The organism is Tessaracoccus sp. O5.2, from assembly GCF_964266725.1.
Taxonomy (GTDB): domain Bacteria; phylum Actinomycetota; class Actinomycetes; order Propionibacteriales; family Propionibacteriaceae; genus Arachnia; species Arachnia lapidicapta.
In genome coordinates this window covers 23,122-38,701 of sequence record NZ_CAXWGV010000012.1, presented here as the reverse complement: position 1 = coordinate 38,701, position 15,580 = coordinate 23,122, and the positions used below count along the sequence as shown (strand labels likewise).

Annotated in this window: 20 protein-coding genes and 1 pseudogene; 9 read left to right on the top strand and 12 right to left on the bottom strand. The window is 69.4% G+C overall.

All coding sequences use genetic code 11. The features are described 5' to 3' along the window. Window positions 1–173: 173 nt before the first annotated feature. The 4 genes and pseudogenes from ACFQPD_RS06205 to ACFQPD_RS06190 all read right to left on the bottom strand — a co-directional run. Complete coding sequence (locus ACFQPD_RS06205; RefSeq protein WP_385899490.1) at window positions 174–1,001, bottom strand: energy-coupling factor transporter transmembrane component T family protein; 828 nt, start codon at window positions 999–1,001, stop codon at window positions 174–176. A 12-nt stretch (window positions 1,002–1,013) separates the two neighbouring features. Then, a complete protein-coding gene (locus ACFQPD_RS06200; protein WP_385899651.1) occupies window positions 1,014–2,705 on the bottom strand; it encodes an ABC transporter ATP-binding protein in 1,692 nt (563 codons plus the stop codon). Beyond that, a complete protein-coding gene (locus tag ACFQPD_RS06195) occupies window positions 2,702–2,905 on the bottom strand; it encodes a hypothetical protein (protein ID WP_385899661.1) in 204 nt (67 codons plus the stop codon). The genes ACFQPD_RS06200 and ACFQPD_RS06195 overlap by 4 nt, the downstream gene beginning before the upstream one ends. A 196-nt stretch (window positions 2,906–3,101) precedes the next feature. Then, a pseudogene (locus ACFQPD_RS06190) lies at window positions 3,102–3,428 on the bottom strand (HAD family hydrolase); the annotation flags it as partial. Window positions 3,429–3,579: 151 nt separating this feature from the next. Here ACFQPD_RS06190 and ACFQPD_RS06185 point away from each other — a divergent pair. Both ACFQPD_RS06185 and ACFQPD_RS06180 read left to right on the top strand, forming a co-directional pair. After that, entirely contained in the window at window positions 3,580–3,840 is a 261-nt protein-coding gene (locus ACFQPD_RS06185; protein WP_385899488.1) for a hypothetical protein, read from the top strand. Between the two features lie 43 nt (window positions 3,841–3,883). Then, window positions 3,884–4,831, top strand: coding sequence for a LacI family DNA-binding transcriptional regulator (locus ACFQPD_RS06180; RefSeq protein WP_385899487.1), 948 nt, complete (start codon window positions 3,884–3,886; stop codon window positions 4,829–4,831). Window positions 4,832–5,183: 352 nt separating this feature from the next. Here the strand turns inward: ACFQPD_RS06180 and ACFQPD_RS06175 are convergent, their stop codons facing one another. Next, window positions 5,184–5,732: a DUF488 family protein gene (locus ACFQPD_RS06175; RefSeq protein ID WP_385899485.1), complete on the bottom strand. Its 549-nt coding sequence runs from the start codon at window positions 5,730–5,732 to the stop codon at window positions 5,184–5,186. A gap of 235 nt (window positions 5,733–5,967) precedes the next feature. Here ACFQPD_RS06175 and ACFQPD_RS06170 point away from each other — a divergent pair, with 235 nt between their 5' ends. Continuing rightward, window positions 5,968–6,825 carry an NAD(P)H-binding protein gene (locus tag ACFQPD_RS06170; protein ID WP_385899483.1) on the top strand — a complete coding sequence of 286 codons (858 nt, stop codon included), beginning with the start codon at window positions 5,968–5,970 and terminating at the stop codon, window positions 6,823–6,825. 328 nt (window positions 6,826–7,153) lie between these two features. Continuing rightward, complete coding sequence (locus ACFQPD_RS06165) at window positions 7,154–7,624, top strand: nucleotidyltransferase domain-containing protein (RefSeq protein WP_385899481.1); 471 nt, start codon at window positions 7,154–7,156, stop codon at window positions 7,622–7,624. 148 nt (window positions 7,625–7,772) lie between these two features. On the opposite strand, the gene ACFQPD_RS06160 is transcribed toward ACFQPD_RS06165, so the two are convergent. The 3 genes from ACFQPD_RS06160 to ACFQPD_RS06150 form a co-directional block, all read right to left on the bottom strand. Continuing rightward, window positions 7,773–8,492: a DNA polymerase beta superfamily protein gene (locus tag ACFQPD_RS06160; protein ID WP_385899479.1), complete on the bottom strand. Its 720-nt coding sequence runs from the start codon at window positions 8,490–8,492 to the stop codon at window positions 7,773–7,775. Window positions 8,493–8,592: 100 nt separating this feature from the next. Next, a complete protein-coding gene (locus tag ACFQPD_RS06155) occupies window positions 8,593–8,868 on the bottom strand; it encodes a type II toxin-antitoxin system RelE/ParE family toxin (RefSeq protein ID WP_385899478.1) in 276 nt (91 codons plus the stop codon). Continuing rightward, on the bottom strand, window positions 8,865–9,206 hold the full coding sequence (locus ACFQPD_RS06150; protein ID WP_385899476.1) for a type II toxin-antitoxin system Phd/YefM family antitoxin: 342 nt from the start codon (window positions 9,204–9,206) through the stop codon (window positions 8,865–8,867). The genes ACFQPD_RS06155 and ACFQPD_RS06150 overlap by 4 nt, the downstream gene beginning before the upstream one ends. A 45-nt stretch (window positions 9,207–9,251) precedes the next feature. Here ACFQPD_RS06150 and ACFQPD_RS06145 point away from each other — a divergent pair, with 45 nt between their 5' ends. From ACFQPD_RS06145 to tal, 4 genes are all read left to right on the top strand, one after another. Continuing rightward, complete coding sequence (locus ACFQPD_RS06145; RefSeq protein WP_385899475.1) at window positions 9,252–9,554, top strand: hypothetical protein; 303 nt, start codon at window positions 9,252–9,254, stop codon at window positions 9,552–9,554. Window positions 9,555–9,575: 21 nt separating this feature from the next. Next, window positions 9,576–9,830: a hypothetical protein gene (locus ACFQPD_RS06140; RefSeq protein WP_385899473.1), complete on the top strand. Its 255-nt coding sequence runs from the start codon at window positions 9,576–9,578 to the stop codon at window positions 9,828–9,830. A 142-nt stretch (window positions 9,831–9,972) separates the two neighbouring features. Then, entirely contained in the window at window positions 9,973–10,284 is a 312-nt protein-coding gene (locus ACFQPD_RS06135; protein WP_385899471.1) for a hypothetical protein, read from the top strand. A 361-nt stretch (window positions 10,285–10,645) separates the two neighbouring features. Continuing rightward, a complete protein-coding gene (gene tal / locus ACFQPD_RS06130; protein ID WP_385899469.1) occupies window positions 10,646–11,719 on the top strand; it encodes a transaldolase in 1,074 nt (357 codons plus the stop codon). Between the two features lie 36 nt (window positions 11,720–11,755). Here the strand turns inward: tal and ACFQPD_RS06125 are convergent, their stop codons facing one another. Next, window positions 11,756–12,205: a helix-turn-helix domain-containing protein gene (locus ACFQPD_RS06125; protein WP_385899468.1), complete on the bottom strand. Its 450-nt coding sequence runs from the start codon at window positions 12,203–12,205 to the stop codon at window positions 11,756–11,758. Window positions 12,206–12,490: 285 nt separating this feature from the next. Continuing rightward, window positions 12,491–12,616 (bottom strand): hypothetical protein, encoded by a 126-nt coding sequence (locus ACFQPD_RS06120; protein WP_385899466.1) that lies wholly within the window; start codon window positions 12,614–12,616, stop codon window positions 12,491–12,493. Here ACFQPD_RS06120 and ACFQPD_RS06115 point away from each other — a divergent pair. After that, window positions 12,606–12,863, top strand: a complete 258-nt coding sequence (locus ACFQPD_RS06115) for a helix-turn-helix domain-containing protein (protein ID WP_385899465.1) — start codon at window positions 12,606–12,608, stop codon at window positions 12,861–12,863. The genes ACFQPD_RS06120 and ACFQPD_RS06115 overlap by 11 nt on opposite strands. A gap of 95 nt (window positions 12,864–12,958) precedes the next feature. Here ACFQPD_RS06115 and ACFQPD_RS06110 read toward each other — a convergent pair whose 3' ends face one another. Beyond that, window positions 12,959–13,810 (bottom strand): serine protein kinase RIO, encoded by an 852-nt coding sequence (locus ACFQPD_RS06110; RefSeq protein WP_385899463.1) that lies wholly within the window; start codon window positions 13,808–13,810, stop codon window positions 12,959–12,961. A 325-nt stretch (window positions 13,811–14,135) separates the two neighbouring features. Then, window positions 14,136–15,095 carry an aldo/keto reductase gene (locus ACFQPD_RS06105; RefSeq protein ID WP_385899461.1) on the bottom strand — a complete coding sequence of 320 codons (960 nt, stop codon included), beginning with the start codon at window positions 15,093–15,095 and terminating at the stop codon, window positions 14,136–14,138. Window positions 15,096–15,580: the final 485 nt, after the last annotated feature.

The window sequence follows — 15,580 nt, the reverse complement described above, 5'->3', positions numbered from 1 at the left end:
GCCCGCGCCCATCACGGCCGTCCGCCCATCACGCCCGTCCACCTGCTATGCCCGCAGGCTACGCCCGCCCCAGGCGCCCCCACCCGGCACGACACGCCGTCGAACTGCCCGCTCGACCCCCTCACGGGCATCGAGACACGGTTGACCCCGCCATTCGTGCCGCCCGACGGCGCTCAGCCGCGGTAGACAGGCCACACCACGCCCGCCCAGAAGCACGCGATCACCGCCATCGCCGTCGCCCCCAATACCGCGACATCCAACGCCGTCACCCGCAGGTACGCCAACCGCAGGCGCCGGCCACGGGGGTCGGCCTGCGCGTAGGTGAACCCCCGCGTCTCCAGCGCCTCGACGGTGGTGCGCACGTTCTGCGCCGTGTTGAGGAAGATCGGGTAGAAGCTGAGGATCGCCATCCGGCCCCAGTGGTACACGTTGCGCCACCCCAGCAGCCCAGCCCGCGCCGGCGCGGCCATCCGCAGCCGGTAGCCGTCGAAGACCGTGGTTAACTCCTCCACCATGATCGGCAGCATCCGGTAGCCGTAGCTGACCCCGAACGTGACCAGGTGCGGGGCACGGAAGGCGAGCAGCGCGTCGGAGAGCCTCTCCGGATCCAGCGACACGAACGCCGCCATGGAGGCCATCGACACCGCGCCGAGCTTGAGGTTGAGCACCGCCAGCGCGATGAGCGTCTCGACGTCGCCGCCGAACAGCAGCGACGCCACCACCAGGTAGATGATCTCGAAGCCCAGCCCGATGACGAACAGCCCCAGCACCAGCGGCCCCACCCGGGCGAGGATCACGCTCACCACGCCGAGCAGGAACAACCCGGCCAGCACCGTCACGTTGTGCGTGAACCAGGGGACGAACGCCAGGACGAGGTACCAGACGATCACCACCCGCGGATCCATCCGCGTGAACAGGCCGCCGCGGGTGGCGTACGCGGTGCGGATCAGCTCCAGCTTGATCCACTCGACGGACAGGACGTCGCGCTGCTTGCGGGCCATGGGGTGCTGCTCCTAGACGAGTTCGGGGACGCGAAGGGCGGCGACGAGCTCGTCCACGCTGAGCGGCAGCGGGTCCATGCCCAGCTCGGCGCCCAGCGCGACGACCTGCGGGGGCACCAACCTGGCGCGCCGCATCAGCTCGGGGTGGGTGAACAGGGCGCGGGGGTCGACGTCGGCTGCCACCCTCCCGGCCTCCAGGACGATCACCCGGTTGGCCCACTCGGCCACGAGATGCATGTCGTGGGTGGCCACGACGGTGCACTCGATCACCTGGCCCAGGTCGGCCAACATGCCCGTGACGTCCTCCCGGCTCGACACGTCCAGCGACGAGGTGGGTTCGTCGAGCAGGAGCAGCTTTGGGCGCATTGCGAGCCCGATGGCGAGCGTGGCCCGGCGCTGCTGCCCGCCGGAGAGCCCGCGACCGTCCCGGTCCGCGAAGCCGTCCAGCCGCACCCGCCTGAGCACGTCGTCGACGAGGCCCTCCCACCCCGCGACGGCGCGACCCGACGGAAACAGCGCGACGTCGGCGCGGATCGAGTCCTTGAGGAACATCTGCTGCGGGTGCTGATAGAGGTAGGCGGCGATCTCCGCCAGCCTGCCGGGGGTCCGGGTGCGGGTGTTGACGCCGTCGATCTCCACCTCGCCCGAGCGGGGGACCGACAGGCCGGCGAGGTGCTTGAGCAGGGTGGTCTTGCCGGACCCGTTGCCGCCGACGAGCGCCACGCGGTCGCCGGCGAACAGCTCCAGATCGAGCCCGGTGAGGACCGGCTGGATGTCTCCGGCAACCGTGCGGTAGCCGTGATGGAGGTCGACGGTGCGGGCCACGACGCGCTCCTGCGGCCGATGGGGCGGCTCGGCCACGACAGGACCGGGCACCAGGCCACGCTCGCGCAGCAGGTTGGCCGCCCCCGCCACGTCGCGCGGGGCGCGGTCGGCGCCGACGGCGGAGCACACCTGCACCACCTGCGGCGCCGGGATGCCGTGGCGCTGCAGCTCGCCGATGCGGTTGACCGCCTCGTCGATGCCCAGGTGCCAGACGGGGGCGCCGTCGGCCATGAGTAACACGGACTTCGCGTACTGCGCGACGAACTCAGCGTGGTGCTCGATGGTGATGACGGTCAGCCCGAGCTCCTCGTTGAGGCGCTTCAGCTGCCGGTAGATCTCGTGGGCGCGGGCGGGGTCGAGCTCGGCCACCGGCTCGTCGACCACCACCACCTGCGGGCGGAGCGCGAGCACCGCGGCGAGGGCGGTGGCGTGCGCCTGCCCGCCGCTGAGCGCCCACGTGAAGCGTGCGGAGAGGGGGCCGAGGTCCAGCTGGTCCATCACCTCGGCGGTGCGCACGGCGTGGTCGTCGTGGCCGAAGTTGATCGGCCCGAACGAGATCTCGTCGCGGACCGTGGGGCGCACCAGCTGGTTGAGGAAGTCCTGGTAGACGTAGCCCACCTTGGACGACAGCTCGGCGACCGACGAGGTGAACGTGTCGACGCCGTCGACGACGACCTCCCCAGCGAAGTCACCGGACCAGTAGTGCGGGACGAGCCCGTTGAAGCTCTTGCACAGGGTGGTCTTGCCCGAACCGTTGCCGCCCACGATCGCCACGAAGTCGCCGCGGTCGATCGTGAGGTTGACATTGCGCAGGGTGTCGGCCTCAGCTCCCGGGTAGCGGAAGCTGAGGTCCGACACTCTGATGATCGGGTCGCTCACGCGTCGACCTTCTCCTTGCGCAGATCGGCCTCGGCCAGCCGGACCGCCTCCTCGGCGTCCACCTCGGGGCGGGTGACGCCGCGGGTACCGAACCGGTAGGCCAGGACCGCGACGACGGTGGTGAGCACGATCGCCCCCACACCCACCCACAGGAAGCTGGTGCCGTACAGGTCCAGGAACTCGGCCTCGAAGACGCCCACCTCGATGTCCCAGGACTCGAGGAAGGCGAAGACCGTGGTCGATGAGGAGCGCCGGCCGGCCCTCCGCGCGGGGGGCAACGGAGGCAAGAGCGGGCCCGCGGGAGGCGGCGCGCAGCGCGTCGAGGAGGCCGCGGGGGTCGTCGAGGATGACGTCCGGGCGCTCCGCGATGTCGAACGGGGGATGGTCGGTGTGCTTGGACCGGGTGAGCAGCACGGCGCCCACCCCGGCGCGGCGTCCGGCCGCGACGTCGCGGTCCATGGTGTCGCCCACGTACCAGGTGCGGCGCGGTTCCAGACCGAGCGCGTCGGCGGCGATCTCGATCATCCGCGGGGTGGGCTTGCGGACGCCCACCTCGTCGGAGTAGACCTGCACGTCGACGAGGGCGTCGAGGCCGCGCTCCGCCAGTATCCGGCGATGGCTGAGGCCGGCGTGAGCGTTGGAGACCACCCCCACCCCGATGCCCTCAGCGCGGCAGTGGGCGAGCAGCTCAGGGATGCCGGGCCGTACGATGTGGTCCGACATAGTGACCGACACCATCGCGAGCAGCTCGGAGGCCTCCGCGATCACCAGCTCGCGGGCGCCGTCGGGGAGGTCTGCCAGGAGGAACTCCCCCACCACCTCGCGGTGCGACATCTCCCTGCGGGGCGGGACGCCGGGAGGACGCGTGCTTCCAGTGCTTGAGGGCCTGCTGGCCGGCGAGGAAGGTGCGCTCAAGGACGGCCGGGTCCAGCTCGTGCCCTCCGCGGGCCAGCATCCTGTGAAGGTGGACGGCCACCTCCCGCGGGCCCGTCGGGCGCTTGCGGGTCTCGACGATGACCCCTCCGAAATCGAGCAGCAGCCCGTCGGGACGGCGGTTCAGACCCATGGCACCTCACTTCTGGAACGTTCCGGTTCGACCTTAGAGCGGCAGGGTGACGAGACGGTGACGTCATGATGAACAGTGCTGGAGCGATCCAGAAACGTGGTAGGCAAGGGGGATGAAGACCCGCATCACCATCGTCGACGTGGCCCGCGCGGCCGGGGTGTCGAAGTCCCTGGTCTCTGTCGCCCTCCGAAACGACCCGGGGGTGGGCCCGGCCACCCGCGAGCGGATCCTCCGGGTGGCCGACGAGCTGGGCTACCGGTCCAACCTCTGGGCCCGGTCCCTGGTGCAGGGCAGCACCAACCTCGTCGGCGTGCTCCTGGCCGACCTCGGCAACGCCTACCACACCGACGTGGTGATCGGCGTCGAGGACGCGGCCGCCGAGCAGGGGATGGGCGTGGTGATCAGCCACGGTCGCGGGGACTCGGAGCGGATGGCGGCGCAGCTGGGACGGCTCGTGCAGCTGGGGGTCGACGGAGTGGTGATCGTCTCCGCACACACCCCGCCCGGCGCGCTGGCCGAGGCGGCTCGGGTGATGCCGGTGGTGGTCGTCGGCCGCCCTGCCGCCCTGCCGGAGGCCGTGAGCGGGATCAGCAACGACGACGAGCTCGGCGGCCGACTCGCCGTCACGCACCTCGCCGACGGTGGACGCTCGCGGGTGGGGTTCCTGCAGATGTCGGGGTCGCCGTCGGCGGTGGCGCGACGCGACGCCTACCTGCGCGTCGTTGCCGAGCGGGGCCTGCCGGCGACGGTGCTCTCACCGGAGGGGCTGGACGCCGAGACTCTGCGGGGGCTGGACGCGGTGTTCGCGTCGAACGACCGCGGAGCCGTACAGGTGTTGGCGGCGGCCCACGACGCGGGGGTCTCGGTGCCGACGGAGCTGGCCGTGGTGGGCTACGACGACACGGACCTCGCGCGCCTCGTCAGACCCCAGCTGAGTTCGATCGCCCAGCCGAGGCTCGATATGGGCCGACGGGCGCTTGAGATCCTGCAGGGCGGGGAGGTGGTGCGCGAGACGCACGCGCCGCACCTGGTGGTGAGGGCGTCGTCGGCCCCCGCCTGATCCCGCGCGGTGTCGGGTTGCTCCCGCTCACGAGCGCGCCGCCTGCGCTGCGTCCCGACGCCTGCGTTGCGTCCCCTGCGTTGCGTCCCGATGCCTGCGCTACGTCCCGACGCCTGCCTTACGTCCCCACGCCTGCGACCTCGCCAGCCTGACTGCGCGACACCTGTCCTGGAGCGCAGGCGAGCCGCGATAAGGCAGGCGCGTCCCCCCTGACGCCTGCGTTGCGTCCCCACGCCTGCGTTGCGTCCCGACGCCTGCGTTGCGTCCCCACGCCTGCGACCTCGCCAGCCTTTCTGCGCGGCACCTGTCCTGGAGCGCAGGCGAGCCGCGATAAGGCAGGCGCGTTCCGCCGTCAGGCAAAGCCGTGCCGGTCGTCGGGGTAGGAGACCCGAGGCGACTCGTCGACCACCGGCACGGCGCCCCACTGGCCGAGCTGGTGCCGGCGCGGGGCCGCCTCGCCCATCAGGTGCCACACGGTACAGCCCCTGGCTGTCAAGGTGTTCGAGATCAGCAGCCGGTGGCACCTCCACGGCATCGGCTCCCCGCATATCAGCACAGTCCGGCTGTCCCGGGCCAGCGCCGTCAATCGGGCGATCCCCTCCTCGTACCCCTCCGTGAGCGTGTAGTCCGCGTAGTTCCTGAAGCTCGCGTTCTTCCATCCCGCGTTGACCGCCGGGTCCACCCCCTGCTTGCGACGACGCCCGCCCAGCTCGGCGAGGTGGAGGTAACCGATGCCGGCCTCCGGCAGCCACTGGGCCATCGCGTCGCTGCCGAACTGCGGATTCCGGCGGGAACCGGGGTGGGCGCGCACGTCGACCAGGAGCCCGATCCCGTGTTCCTCCAAGGGCTGGAGGAACTCCGGCACGGGACAGGTCCAGTGTCCGATGGTCCAGATCTCCATGCCTCGCACGTTACGCTGTCGCGCTCCTGGCCAGTCCCCGAACCGGGCGCGGGAGGCATGGACGCAGCCGACCCTCCACGCTCGCATGATCAGCTGGAGTTCAGCCACCGCGACGAGGCGGGTTGGGCGGCGACTGCGCCGTCGGACCTTCGATTCAGCCCAGCGCGGATTGAACTTGAAGTTTCAAGGATCGGTTATCCTGGAGACGTCATCCGCGTGAGTCCTGAGGAGCCCCATGTCATTCGTCATCACCGCCGCCACCGGCCAGCTCGGCACCCTGGTTGTCCAGAACCTGCTCAAGCGCGGGGTCAAGGCCGACGACATCGTCGCCACCGGGCGCTCACTGGACCGGCTCGAGGCGCTCCGCGCCCAGGGCGTGCGCACCGCTGTCCTCGACTACAACAACCCCGCCGACGACGTCATCAGCGAGGGCGACACGGTGCTGCTGATCTCCGGCACCGACGTGGGCCAGCGGATCGCCCAGCACGGCAACGTCGTGGCGGCGGCCAAGGCTGGGGGGGCCGCCCGGATCGTCTACACGAGCGTGGTCGGCGCAGACGCCACCTCCCTGCTCGTCGCCCCCGAGCACGCGGCCACCGAGGATGCCATCAGGGACAGCGGCCTCACCTACACCTTCCTGCGCAACGGCTGGTACCACGACAACTACCAGCCCGCCTTCGAGCAGGCCCGACAGACCGGCGTCGTCGTCTCCAGCGCGAGAGACGGCCGTGTGTCCAGCGCCGCCCGCGCCGACTTCGCGGAGGCGGCCGCCGTCGTGCTCACCAGCGACGGGCACGACAACGCGACCTACGAACTCGGCGGCGACACGGCCTGGACCATGAGGGACCTCGCCGAAACCTTCGCCGATGTCCTCGGCCGGCCCGTCTCCCTCCACGAGGTCTCCACCGACGAGCACGTCAGCGTGTTGCGTGAGGCCGGACTCGACGACGCCACCATCGGGTTCATCACCACCCTGGACAGCAACACCGCCGACGACACCCTCCTGGTCACCAGCGGCGACCTGTCGCGCCTCATCGGCAGGCCCACCACGCCGATCGCCGACGCGATCCGGTCCTGGGCGCGCATCGCCTGACCTCACTCCCACTCCCATCCGAACGGTAGCCAGCGGAGGGCCGGGCACAGCTGTAACACCTACTGCAACATCGGTGTTGCAGTAGGCGTCACAGCTGCGGGCATGGAGCTGTCCCCGGGGGACTCCGCCTCAGATCTGGCACGACACGCCGTCGGACTGCCCGGCCGTGCACCGTGGCGACTTCGACCGCCGTCGCGGCCGGGCATTCATGCACGGACCATGCCCACTGCTGGCGCCTCCGTCACTCATCCACCGCAACCAGAGCACGATGAAGTTGAGCGAGTCGTCCGGCTGCCGCAGGCGCCATAGCAATTGTTATAATTGGCACATGTCCAGCACTCTGGCAGAGGCAGCGCGCCGCGCGGACCAACTGATCGCACAGGGCCGTGGCGAGTTGGTCCGGGCCGTGCGGCAGGCTTCGGCGGCCGGAATGACGCAGACGCAGATCGCGGCCGAGATCGGTCGAAGCCAGCCCGAGGTGTCCCGCCTGCTCCGCTTCCACGGCACGTCTCCGTTGGGTCGGAGGTTGCGCCAGCACGCAGGTGAAGTCAAGGGGCTCGTGGGAGCTGCCGGTGGCCGCGATGTCCGCGTCTTCGGATCTGTGGCTACGGGGCAGGACCATGAGGGCTCTGACGTCGATCTGCTGTTCACGATGGCCCGCCCCCTCAGTCTGATGCAGCTCGGTGCGCTTGAGCGCGACGTGAGCCAGGTGGTGGGGTGCCCGGTGGATCTGGTGCCCGACACGGTGTTACGGCCCGATCTTCGGGATCGGATCCTCGCCGAGGCGGTAGCGCTGTGAGCAGAGACACTTCTGAGACCCTGGGCGAGTCTCTTGCCCACTTCGAGATCATGCAGAGCCACGCTGTCCGCTTTGTCCCCCTCTATCTGACTTCGATATAGGCGAGCTACAGGCCGGATCGACGAGCCCTAGTCGGTGTCGGCCGCCGTCACCCGGCCCAGTACCACGCGTAGGAACGGTGCAGCCAGTCATCGACCCACCGTCGGTCCGGCTCAGCCGGCAGTGCCGTCGAATCTCGGAGGGTGGCCAGTCGGGTGGCAGCCGCATCGATGCGTTCGACGACCTCCTCCAGCCCGACCTCACCCCGCCGGACCCGCCGCAGGTAGTCTCCGTCGGCCGCGGGCACCGGGAGCGTGATCCGGCCGGTGGTCAGCAGTTCCACGCCCTGGATCCCCAGGCGCAGGGCATGCATGGCGTACTTCGTGTCGTAACCATGCACCGCGACCAGCTCGGGCCGGTTGGTGTGCGCCCCAACCTCGCCGGTCATTGCGGCGCGCTGCGACTGCAGGTATCCGAGGAATCGCGCAGCGGCCAGCTTCGAGACGAAGCGGTGGGCGTTGTCGACCAGCTCCGCGCCGACGCGGTTGCGGTAGACCACCTCCTCGTCCGGAACGAACAGCGCGAGCAGCACGGTGGGATTGCCGGCCAGCGCGAGCCGGCACCACTTTCGCGCCGAGTAGATCACCACGTCCAGGTCGCCGGCGCCGGAGCGGTTGGCCAACCCGCCGGGTTGGTCCCACACGGTGTGCCGCTGGTAGTGCTCGAAGTCCACCTCGCCTCGGCCGTCGATGCCGGTCGGCACACGGGCAAGGCCGGTGACGAATCGGGCGGGCTCCAGGCAGATACCCATCTCGACGGCGGGCTTCATGCCCCAGAATCTACGGCACCGCGCTGCTCGGGCACCCATGAAGCGATCCCCCGGGGGGTACCGGTGCGCACTGCACGGCCAGCCGTCGACAGTGCCGGACTCAGCGATAGACGTCTCGACGATGGTCGATGCGCAGCACCACCACTTCGTCGACATGATCATTGATGCGGTAGAGCACCCGATAGGTGCCTCGTCGAGCGGACCAGATGCCCTCCAACTCGCGCCGAAGCATCTTGCCCACCAGCCGCGGGTTCTCGACCAGCGGTCCGGTCATGAACTCGATCACCGCGGCAGCAACCGCCTCTGGCAGTTCTGACTGGATCGCACGGACGGCGGGCGGAGTCAGGACCAGTTCGTAGTTCGCCTCACGGCTCACCGGCGAAGGCTCCGGATTGCGTCATCCCCTCGCGCGACGTCGCCTCTGGCATAGGCGGCGTCCGCCTCCCGGATGTCGGCCAGCGCGTCGGGATCCGACAGAACGTCGAGGGTCTCCTCCAGTTCGGCCAGGTCGGCGGGGCTGATCAGCACCGCGACAGGACGGCCATTGCGAGTGACCGTGACCCGTTCATGGTGGAGCTCGACGCGGTCCACGACCTCGCTGAAGTGGTCGCGAACCTCACGCAAGGACTCGGCTGTCATGGTCACAATTGTGGCGCCTAATCGTCGGGAGTCAACCTGCACCTGGCCCTCGATCGTGCGCGGCGCGGTGTCCACTTCCCCTCGCCCGCACCCGCGCAGGCGAGACGTTCGGCGTTGGGCGTGACGTGGGATCCGCTGGCGCAGCTGGGCGGGTCCGTGGACGCGATCTTCCGCCCACCGGCCGGCTTGGCCCGGTATCGGGAGCTCGACGGTTCAACAGTGCCGGTCGGAGAGGGCACGTCCGCGGACATCCTGGAGGGACTGGTTCGGATCGTCGCCGTGGAGGGTCCGGTGCGGGGCAACCGGCTCCGCACCGCGTACGTGCGGGCGTCCGGCGGGTCGCGCGTGGGGAAGGCCATCGCGCAGGTGCTCGACACCGCGATCACCCGCGCCGTGAGGGGGGGGCGATCTGGTAGCCGATAGCCCGCTCGGCACACCACCGGGGTGCAGAGCCGTACCTACCGCCTGCCGGAGCAGCCCGAGTTCCGGGTGCGCGACCTGGGGCCGCGGACGCTCGACGAGGTTCCGCCCCGCGAGCTGGTGGAGATCATGCGCCGGATCCGCGAGGCCAATCCCGCGGCCGACGACGAGCAGCTGCTCCGCGAGACCCTGCGCCTCTACGACCGCGTCTCCCTGACCCAGGCGGCGCGCGCGGTGCTCGTTCCGGCGCTCAATCTGCTGCGTGAACCCTGGAACTGAGCCGTTGACGACGCTGGGCTCCGGCACCCGCGGAACCGGTCGCTCTGAAGGTTGGTCTACCCACCATCAGAGCGACCGGTTCCCAGGGTCGGCTCGGCCTCCTGACGGTGGCGCACCCGGTCGACGTGCCAGACTCGGGGTCATGCACCCCCTCGCCAACCACGTCGGCCAGTGGAAGGGCGTCTGCGCCTTCCGCATGATGCCCACCGACGAGTTCGCCACCGCCCCCTCTGCCGCCACGTCCTCGGCCGAGGCTGACGCCTTCGGCTGGTCGCTGCGCTACCAGTGGACCCACCCCACCGACGGTGTCCAGGCAGGCACACTCCTCGTCGGCTCCCCCGACGACGACGGCGCCGTCAACGCGGCCTGGATCGACGCGTGGCATCAGAAGCCTCACCTCGGCATCCTGACGGGGTCGATCGTCGACGGCGTGGTCCACCTCGAGATGGAGTAAACAGCGGCTGGGGGTGGACCATCAGCCTGTCGGAAGACGGGGATGAGCTCCGCATGGTGATGAACAACGTGATCCCCGACGGTGTCGAGGGCGCCGACCCGGGGCCCTACGTCGTGATGGACGCGCATTGGACGCGCGAGCTGTGAGAAAACCACCTGCGCGAGTAAGAACTCCCCAGAGGTGACCGGAGACTTCTCGCTGTGGGACTTTCTTCGTGCATATGCACAGGAGAAGCCCTACAGCGAGAAAGTTGCTGTGGTGCCCGGGCGCAACGCCCAAGCAGGCAACAACGGGCAACCCGACCGCCCGGAAGGCGGGGGCGCCTAGGCTCGAAGAGACCCCAACTCCCCAGGAGGACTCTATGACCGACCGACTCAAGGCCCTCAGCGACGCCGGCGTCTCCATCTGGCTCGACGACCTCTCCCGCGACCGCCTCACCTCCGGCAACCTCGCCGAACTGATCGAGACCAAGTCCGTGGTGGGCGTGACCACCAACCCGACGATCTTCGCCGCGGCCCTCAGCGACGGCGACTCCTACGCCGGGCAGCTCCAGGGCCTCACCGACGTCGACGAGGCCATCCAGCTCGCCACCACCACCGACGTCCGCGACGCCGCGGACCTCCTCAAGCCCATCTACGACCGCACCGGCGGCTTCGACGGCCGCGTGTCGATCGAGGTGTCGCCGGAGCTCGCCCACGACACCGACGCCACCGTCGCGGAGGCCCAGAAGCTCTACGACGTCGTGGGCCGGGAGAACCTCCTGGTGAAGATCCCCGCCACCAAGGCCGGGATCCCGGCGATCGCGGAGGTCATCGGGCGCGGCATCTCGGTCAACGTCACCCTCATCTTCAATGAGGACCGGTACCGCGAGGTCATGAACGCCTACCTGACCGGGCTCGAGACCGCCGACGCCGCTGGCCGCGACCTCAGCTCGATCCACTCCGTCGCCTCGTTCTTCATCTCGCGGGTCGACGTCGAGATCGACGCCCGCCTGACCGCGCTGGGCCGGGAGGACCTCAAGGGCAAGGCCGCCATCGCCAACGCGCAGGTGGCGCTGGGCGCGTTCGACGAGGTGTTCGGCTCGGAGCGCTTCGCCGCGCTCAAGGCCAAGGGCGCCAACCTGCAGCGCCCCCTCTGGGCGTCGACCGGCACCAAGGACCCCTCCTACCCCGACACGCTCTACGTCTCCGAGCTGGTGGCGAGCAACATCGTCAACACCATGCCCGAGAAGACGCTCAACGCGTTCGCCGACCACGGCGAGGTGGGCAGCCCCATGGAGGGCACCGAAGAGAATGGTCGCGCGGTCCTGAAGGAGATCACCGACGCCGGGGTCGACCTCGACGACGCGTTCCAAGTCCTCGAGGACGAGGGCGTGGAGAAGTTCATCGTCAGCTGGAAGGAACTCCAGGAGACGGTGAGGCGCGCCCTCGCCTGACGAGTCCCCCGGGGAGCGATCGTCGCGCGTCAGGGATCAGCCTTCGCCTCGCACCTGGCGCGCCCGCCTCAATGCGTCGGCGTAATCAGCCTGCTCGGCCTCGTACAGGCCCGCTGCGACGGCATCATGGGTGAGCTCATCGAGGACCAGTCGGCGTCTAGACCGCTTGCGGTCCTGATAATCAAGCACGTCTCGCAGCCGGACTCGACGGTGCCTCCCTGCCCCCGGTGACTCGTGCGGAATCTCGCCGGATTCCAGGAGCTTGACCAGCGTGGGACGGCTGATGCCGAGGAAGTCGGCCGCCTGCTGCGTGGTGAGGAGTTGATCGATCGGGGCGACGGTGATCGCCTTGCCGTCGCGCATGGCGTGTACGACGTCAACCAGGACCCGATAGGCCTCGAGCGGCAGCGCGACGGTCTGGCCGTCGGGGCCCAGAAGGGCTGCGGGTTCGGTGACTCTTTCCAGAAACCGCGAGAGGTCCAGCATGGGCTCGAGGTCTTGTGGAGGCAGAACGGTCGTGCCGCGCGTCGTTGACTCGGTCATGACCCCAGCTTAGTCTAATTCGCAATATTCGAAAGCCCTCTGCATCAGGGGGCGGTGACTTGCGTCTCGCTCACGGTGCTGACGTCGAGCACTGCATCGTGCTGCCACATTGTTACAGTAAGCCTGTTCATCAGCCGTCATCGACGCCGCGCTGGCCCAGACCCGGACCTGCTCGAGAGCGCCCTCGCCAGGGTGCCAGAGGACCAGTGGTTCGAATTCGAACACAAGTCAGCCCGGGTCTCGCCACGCGACCTGGCGGTTCCGCTCGTAGCCATGGCCAACGCCGACGGCGGCGTCATCATGGTCCGCATGCACGACGGCGTCCTCGAGGATGTCCTCCTCCGTGAAGCTCACCCTGCTCGCCGTCGACGCCCTCCCCGCGGAGGTCACCGCGCGTCTCACGTCCAGTGCTCAGGCGATCCTGACCGTGCTGCGGCTCCACCACCGCCCCATGGGCACCGGCGAGCTGGCCGACCTCGCCGGCGTCACCCGGATGACAGCCACCCGGGCGCTGGCCGCGCTGGAGCAGGAGGGCATCATCACGTGGCGCGGGAACTCCAAGCGCGATCCACGGGCCACCTGGGCACTGGGTCAGCTGTAACACCTACTGCAACATTGGTGTTGCAGTAGGTGTGACAGAACCGGTCGCTCTCGAGGTGGGTAGACCAACCATGAGAGCGACCGGTTCGCCGCCACTCACCAGGCGTGCGCCAACACCTCCCCGAGGAGGTCGTCGCCGTCGACCTCCATCCCCGCGCGGCTGAACCAGGTGGCCATGTTGGTGCAGTCGCGGTGGAGGAAGTCGAAGGCGTACGGGTTGGACGCTAGGTCCACCAGCTGCGGCACGTCGATGATCACCAGGCACGGCTCGTCGTCGATCCCGGAGACCAGCGTGTTGTACGGGCTGAGGTCGCCGTGGACCAGGCCGAGGCGGGCCATGGTCTGCATCGCTTCCCGGAGCTGCTCGAAGAGCTGCTCGAGCTGCGCCGTCGACGGGCGGGTCTGGTGGAGGCGCGGGGCCGCGGCGTCGCCGTCGGAGATGAACTCCATGAGGATCTCCGTGCCGTCGATCTGCACGGGGTACGGCACGGGGACGCCGGCCGTGTGGAGGGCGACGAGCGCGTTCCATTCGGCGCGCGCCCAGAGGCCCGCCTCGACGGTGCGGCCGTAGGACGACTTCCGTGCCACCGCGCGGGTGTCGCGGCTGTTGCGGATGCGGCGGCCCTCCGTGTAGCCGGTGTCGCGGTGGAAGAGCCGGCGGTCGGTGGACCGGTAGCGCTTGGCGGCCAGGACGACGGAGCGCGACGGGTCGTCGGGCACAGCGCGTTCGAGCAGGGAGACGTCCGCCTCCTTGCCGGACTTGAGGAGGCCGAGGTCGGTGTCGACGGCGGCCGCGGCGGTCACCAGCCAGTCCGGCCAGGGCTCAGGTCCGCGGCAGAGCCGCTCGATGGAGTCCCAGGTGGACCAGCGTTGGTTGTCGGCGAGGGTGTCGCGGTAGGCGGTGGTGGGGGCGTCGCTCCAGCTGAACGACGACAGAAGGTTGGGCAAGGGTGTTCTCCTGAGGAGGAGGCACCCGGCGGTGAATGTCAGGCGGCGGGGGCCTCAAGTGTGTGGGGGGTTGAGAAGGCGTGCACGGCAACGGGTGACATCTCTCTCCTCCCTTCACGAGGCTCGGGAGCGCGGCTTTGCGCCCATTCAGGCTAGCAAACCGAACACCGCGTGACTAGGTGCCGGGAAGCGGCTGCCAGACCCGCTGAGTCCGTGGCGCTTGACCGCCTCCGCCGACTCTGCCGTGAGCTTGACGCATCGGCCGGAGTCGGCGGCGCGGTCTGCGCCCACCTGGGCCGCCGCCCGCACCAGCCCAGCCCCAACCTCAGCGGTTGACCCACCGCTGCATGTGCTCCGGGTACCTGACGGGGTCCACCTGGAACTTCGCCGAGATCTCATCCAGCTCCGCGACGTCGGCCTGCGTGAGGTGCACGTCCGCGGCGCGGGAGTTCTCCGTCGCTCGCTCGGCCTTGCTGGTGCCCGGAATCGGCGACGCGTACGGCAGTCGCGCGATGATCCACGCCAACGCGACCTGGCCAGGCGTACAGCGGTGCCTGCTGGCCACCGCGGCGACGGCGTCGACAAGCCCCTGGTGGCGGGCCAGGGTGTCGTCGTTGAAGCGCGGGAAGATGGCGGCGTTCTTACCCGCCACGTCGTCGGCGCTCTGGATGGTGCCCGTCAAGAAGCCCTTTCCCAACGGGCTGAACGGCACGAACCCGATGCCCAAGTCCTCCAACAGGGGCAGGATCTCCGCCTCCGGCTCGCGCCACCACAGCGAATACTCCGACTGCAGCGCCGTCACCGGCTGCACAGCATGCGCGCGACGGATGATGTCAACGCCCACCTCGCACAGGCCGAAGTGGGCCACCTTACCCGCCTCGATCAGCCCCTTGACGGCGCCGGCGGTCTCCTCGATGGGGACGCCGGGGTCGAGGCGGTGCTGGTACAGCAGGTCGATCCGCTCGACGCCGAGTCGCTGCAGGGAGCCGTCGACGACCTCCCTGATGTGGTCAGGCCTGGAGTTGAGGCCCTCGAGACCGTTGTTGACGTTGAAGCCGAACTTGGTGGCGATCTTCACCTGCTCGCGGAGGGGGCGCAGCACCTGGCCGACGAGGCGCTCGTTCTCGTGCGCGCCGTAGACCTCGGCGGTGTCGAAGAAGATCACGCCGGCGTCGAGGGCGGCGCCGATGACCGCCGACGCCTGCTCCGAGGTGGTGAGGCTCATGCAACCCAGGCCGATGTCAGAGACGTAGAGGCCGGAGGTGCCGAGTTGCCGCTGATGCATGGGGGTCCTTTCGATCAGTACCTGCCACACTGTGGCCGTGGTTCCCATTGGCGTGGCACTGGCGCGGAGCCGCCAGCCACCGCGACCCAGGTACCTGGGTGAGCAGAGGATGGATTCGTCACCCTCCCTTGGCGGAGACCCTCAGATCTGGCATGATGGCCGTGTAGCCAGCCCATTGCGGTGGTGCTGGAAGTGAACCCGGGATTCCTGCCGGACGACAGGGCCCGGGTTTCGCGCTTCTCAAGGGCTGATCTCTCTGAGCGTGACCTTTGCCTGGACGAGCTCCCAGAGCTCCAGATCTCCACAACGCATTTCCGTGACGATGCCACAGAGGGCGTCAGGCACCCAGAGCACTGGGTCGCTCCGGCCAGGCTGATGCTGGATCCTGAGTAGGGAGCCCATAGACCTGTCCGCTCGGAGAGTATCCAGCATGCGCCGATCCCGCTGATCATCGGCCCTGCCCCGAGATTCGAAGGTGGCGCGCG

Coding starts and splice junctions, on each gene's coding strand:
- ACFQPD_RS06205 (WP_385899490.1), bottom strand. CDS start 1,001: ATGGCCCGCAAGCAGCGCGACGTCCTGTCCGTCGAGTGGATCAAGCTG.
- ACFQPD_RS06180 (WP_385899487.1), top strand. CDS start 3,884: ATGAAGACCCGCATCACCATCGTCGACGTGGCCCGCGCGGCCGGGGTG.
- ACFQPD_RS06175 (WP_385899485.1), bottom strand. CDS start 5,732: ATGGAGATCTGGACCATCGGACACTGGACCTGTCCCGTGCCGGAGTTC.
- ACFQPD_RS06170 (WP_385899483.1), top strand. CDS start 5,968: ATGTCATTCGTCATCACCGCCGCCACCGGCCAGCTCGGCACCCTGGTT.
- ACFQPD_RS06165 (WP_385899481.1), top strand. CDS start 7,154: ATGTCCAGCACTCTGGCAGAGGCAGCGCGCCGCGCGGACCAACTGATC.
- ACFQPD_RS06160 (WP_385899479.1), bottom strand. CDS start 8,492: ATGAAGCCCGCCGTCGAGATGGGTATCTGCCTGGAGCCCGCCCGATTC.
- ACFQPD_RS06135 (WP_385899471.1), top strand. CDS start 9,973: ATGCACCCCCTCGCCAACCACGTCGGCCAGTGGAAGGGCGTCTGCGCC.
- tal (WP_385899469.1), top strand. CDS start 10,646: ATGACCGACCGACTCAAGGCCCTCAGCGACGCCGGCGTCTCCATCTGG.
- ACFQPD_RS06125 (WP_385899468.1), bottom strand. CDS start 12,205: ATGCTGGACCTCTCGCGGTTTCTGGAAAGAGTCACCGAACCCGCAGCC.
- ACFQPD_RS06105 (WP_385899461.1), bottom strand. CDS start 15,095: ATGCATCAGCGGCAACTCGGCACCTCCGGCCTCTACGTCTCTGACATC.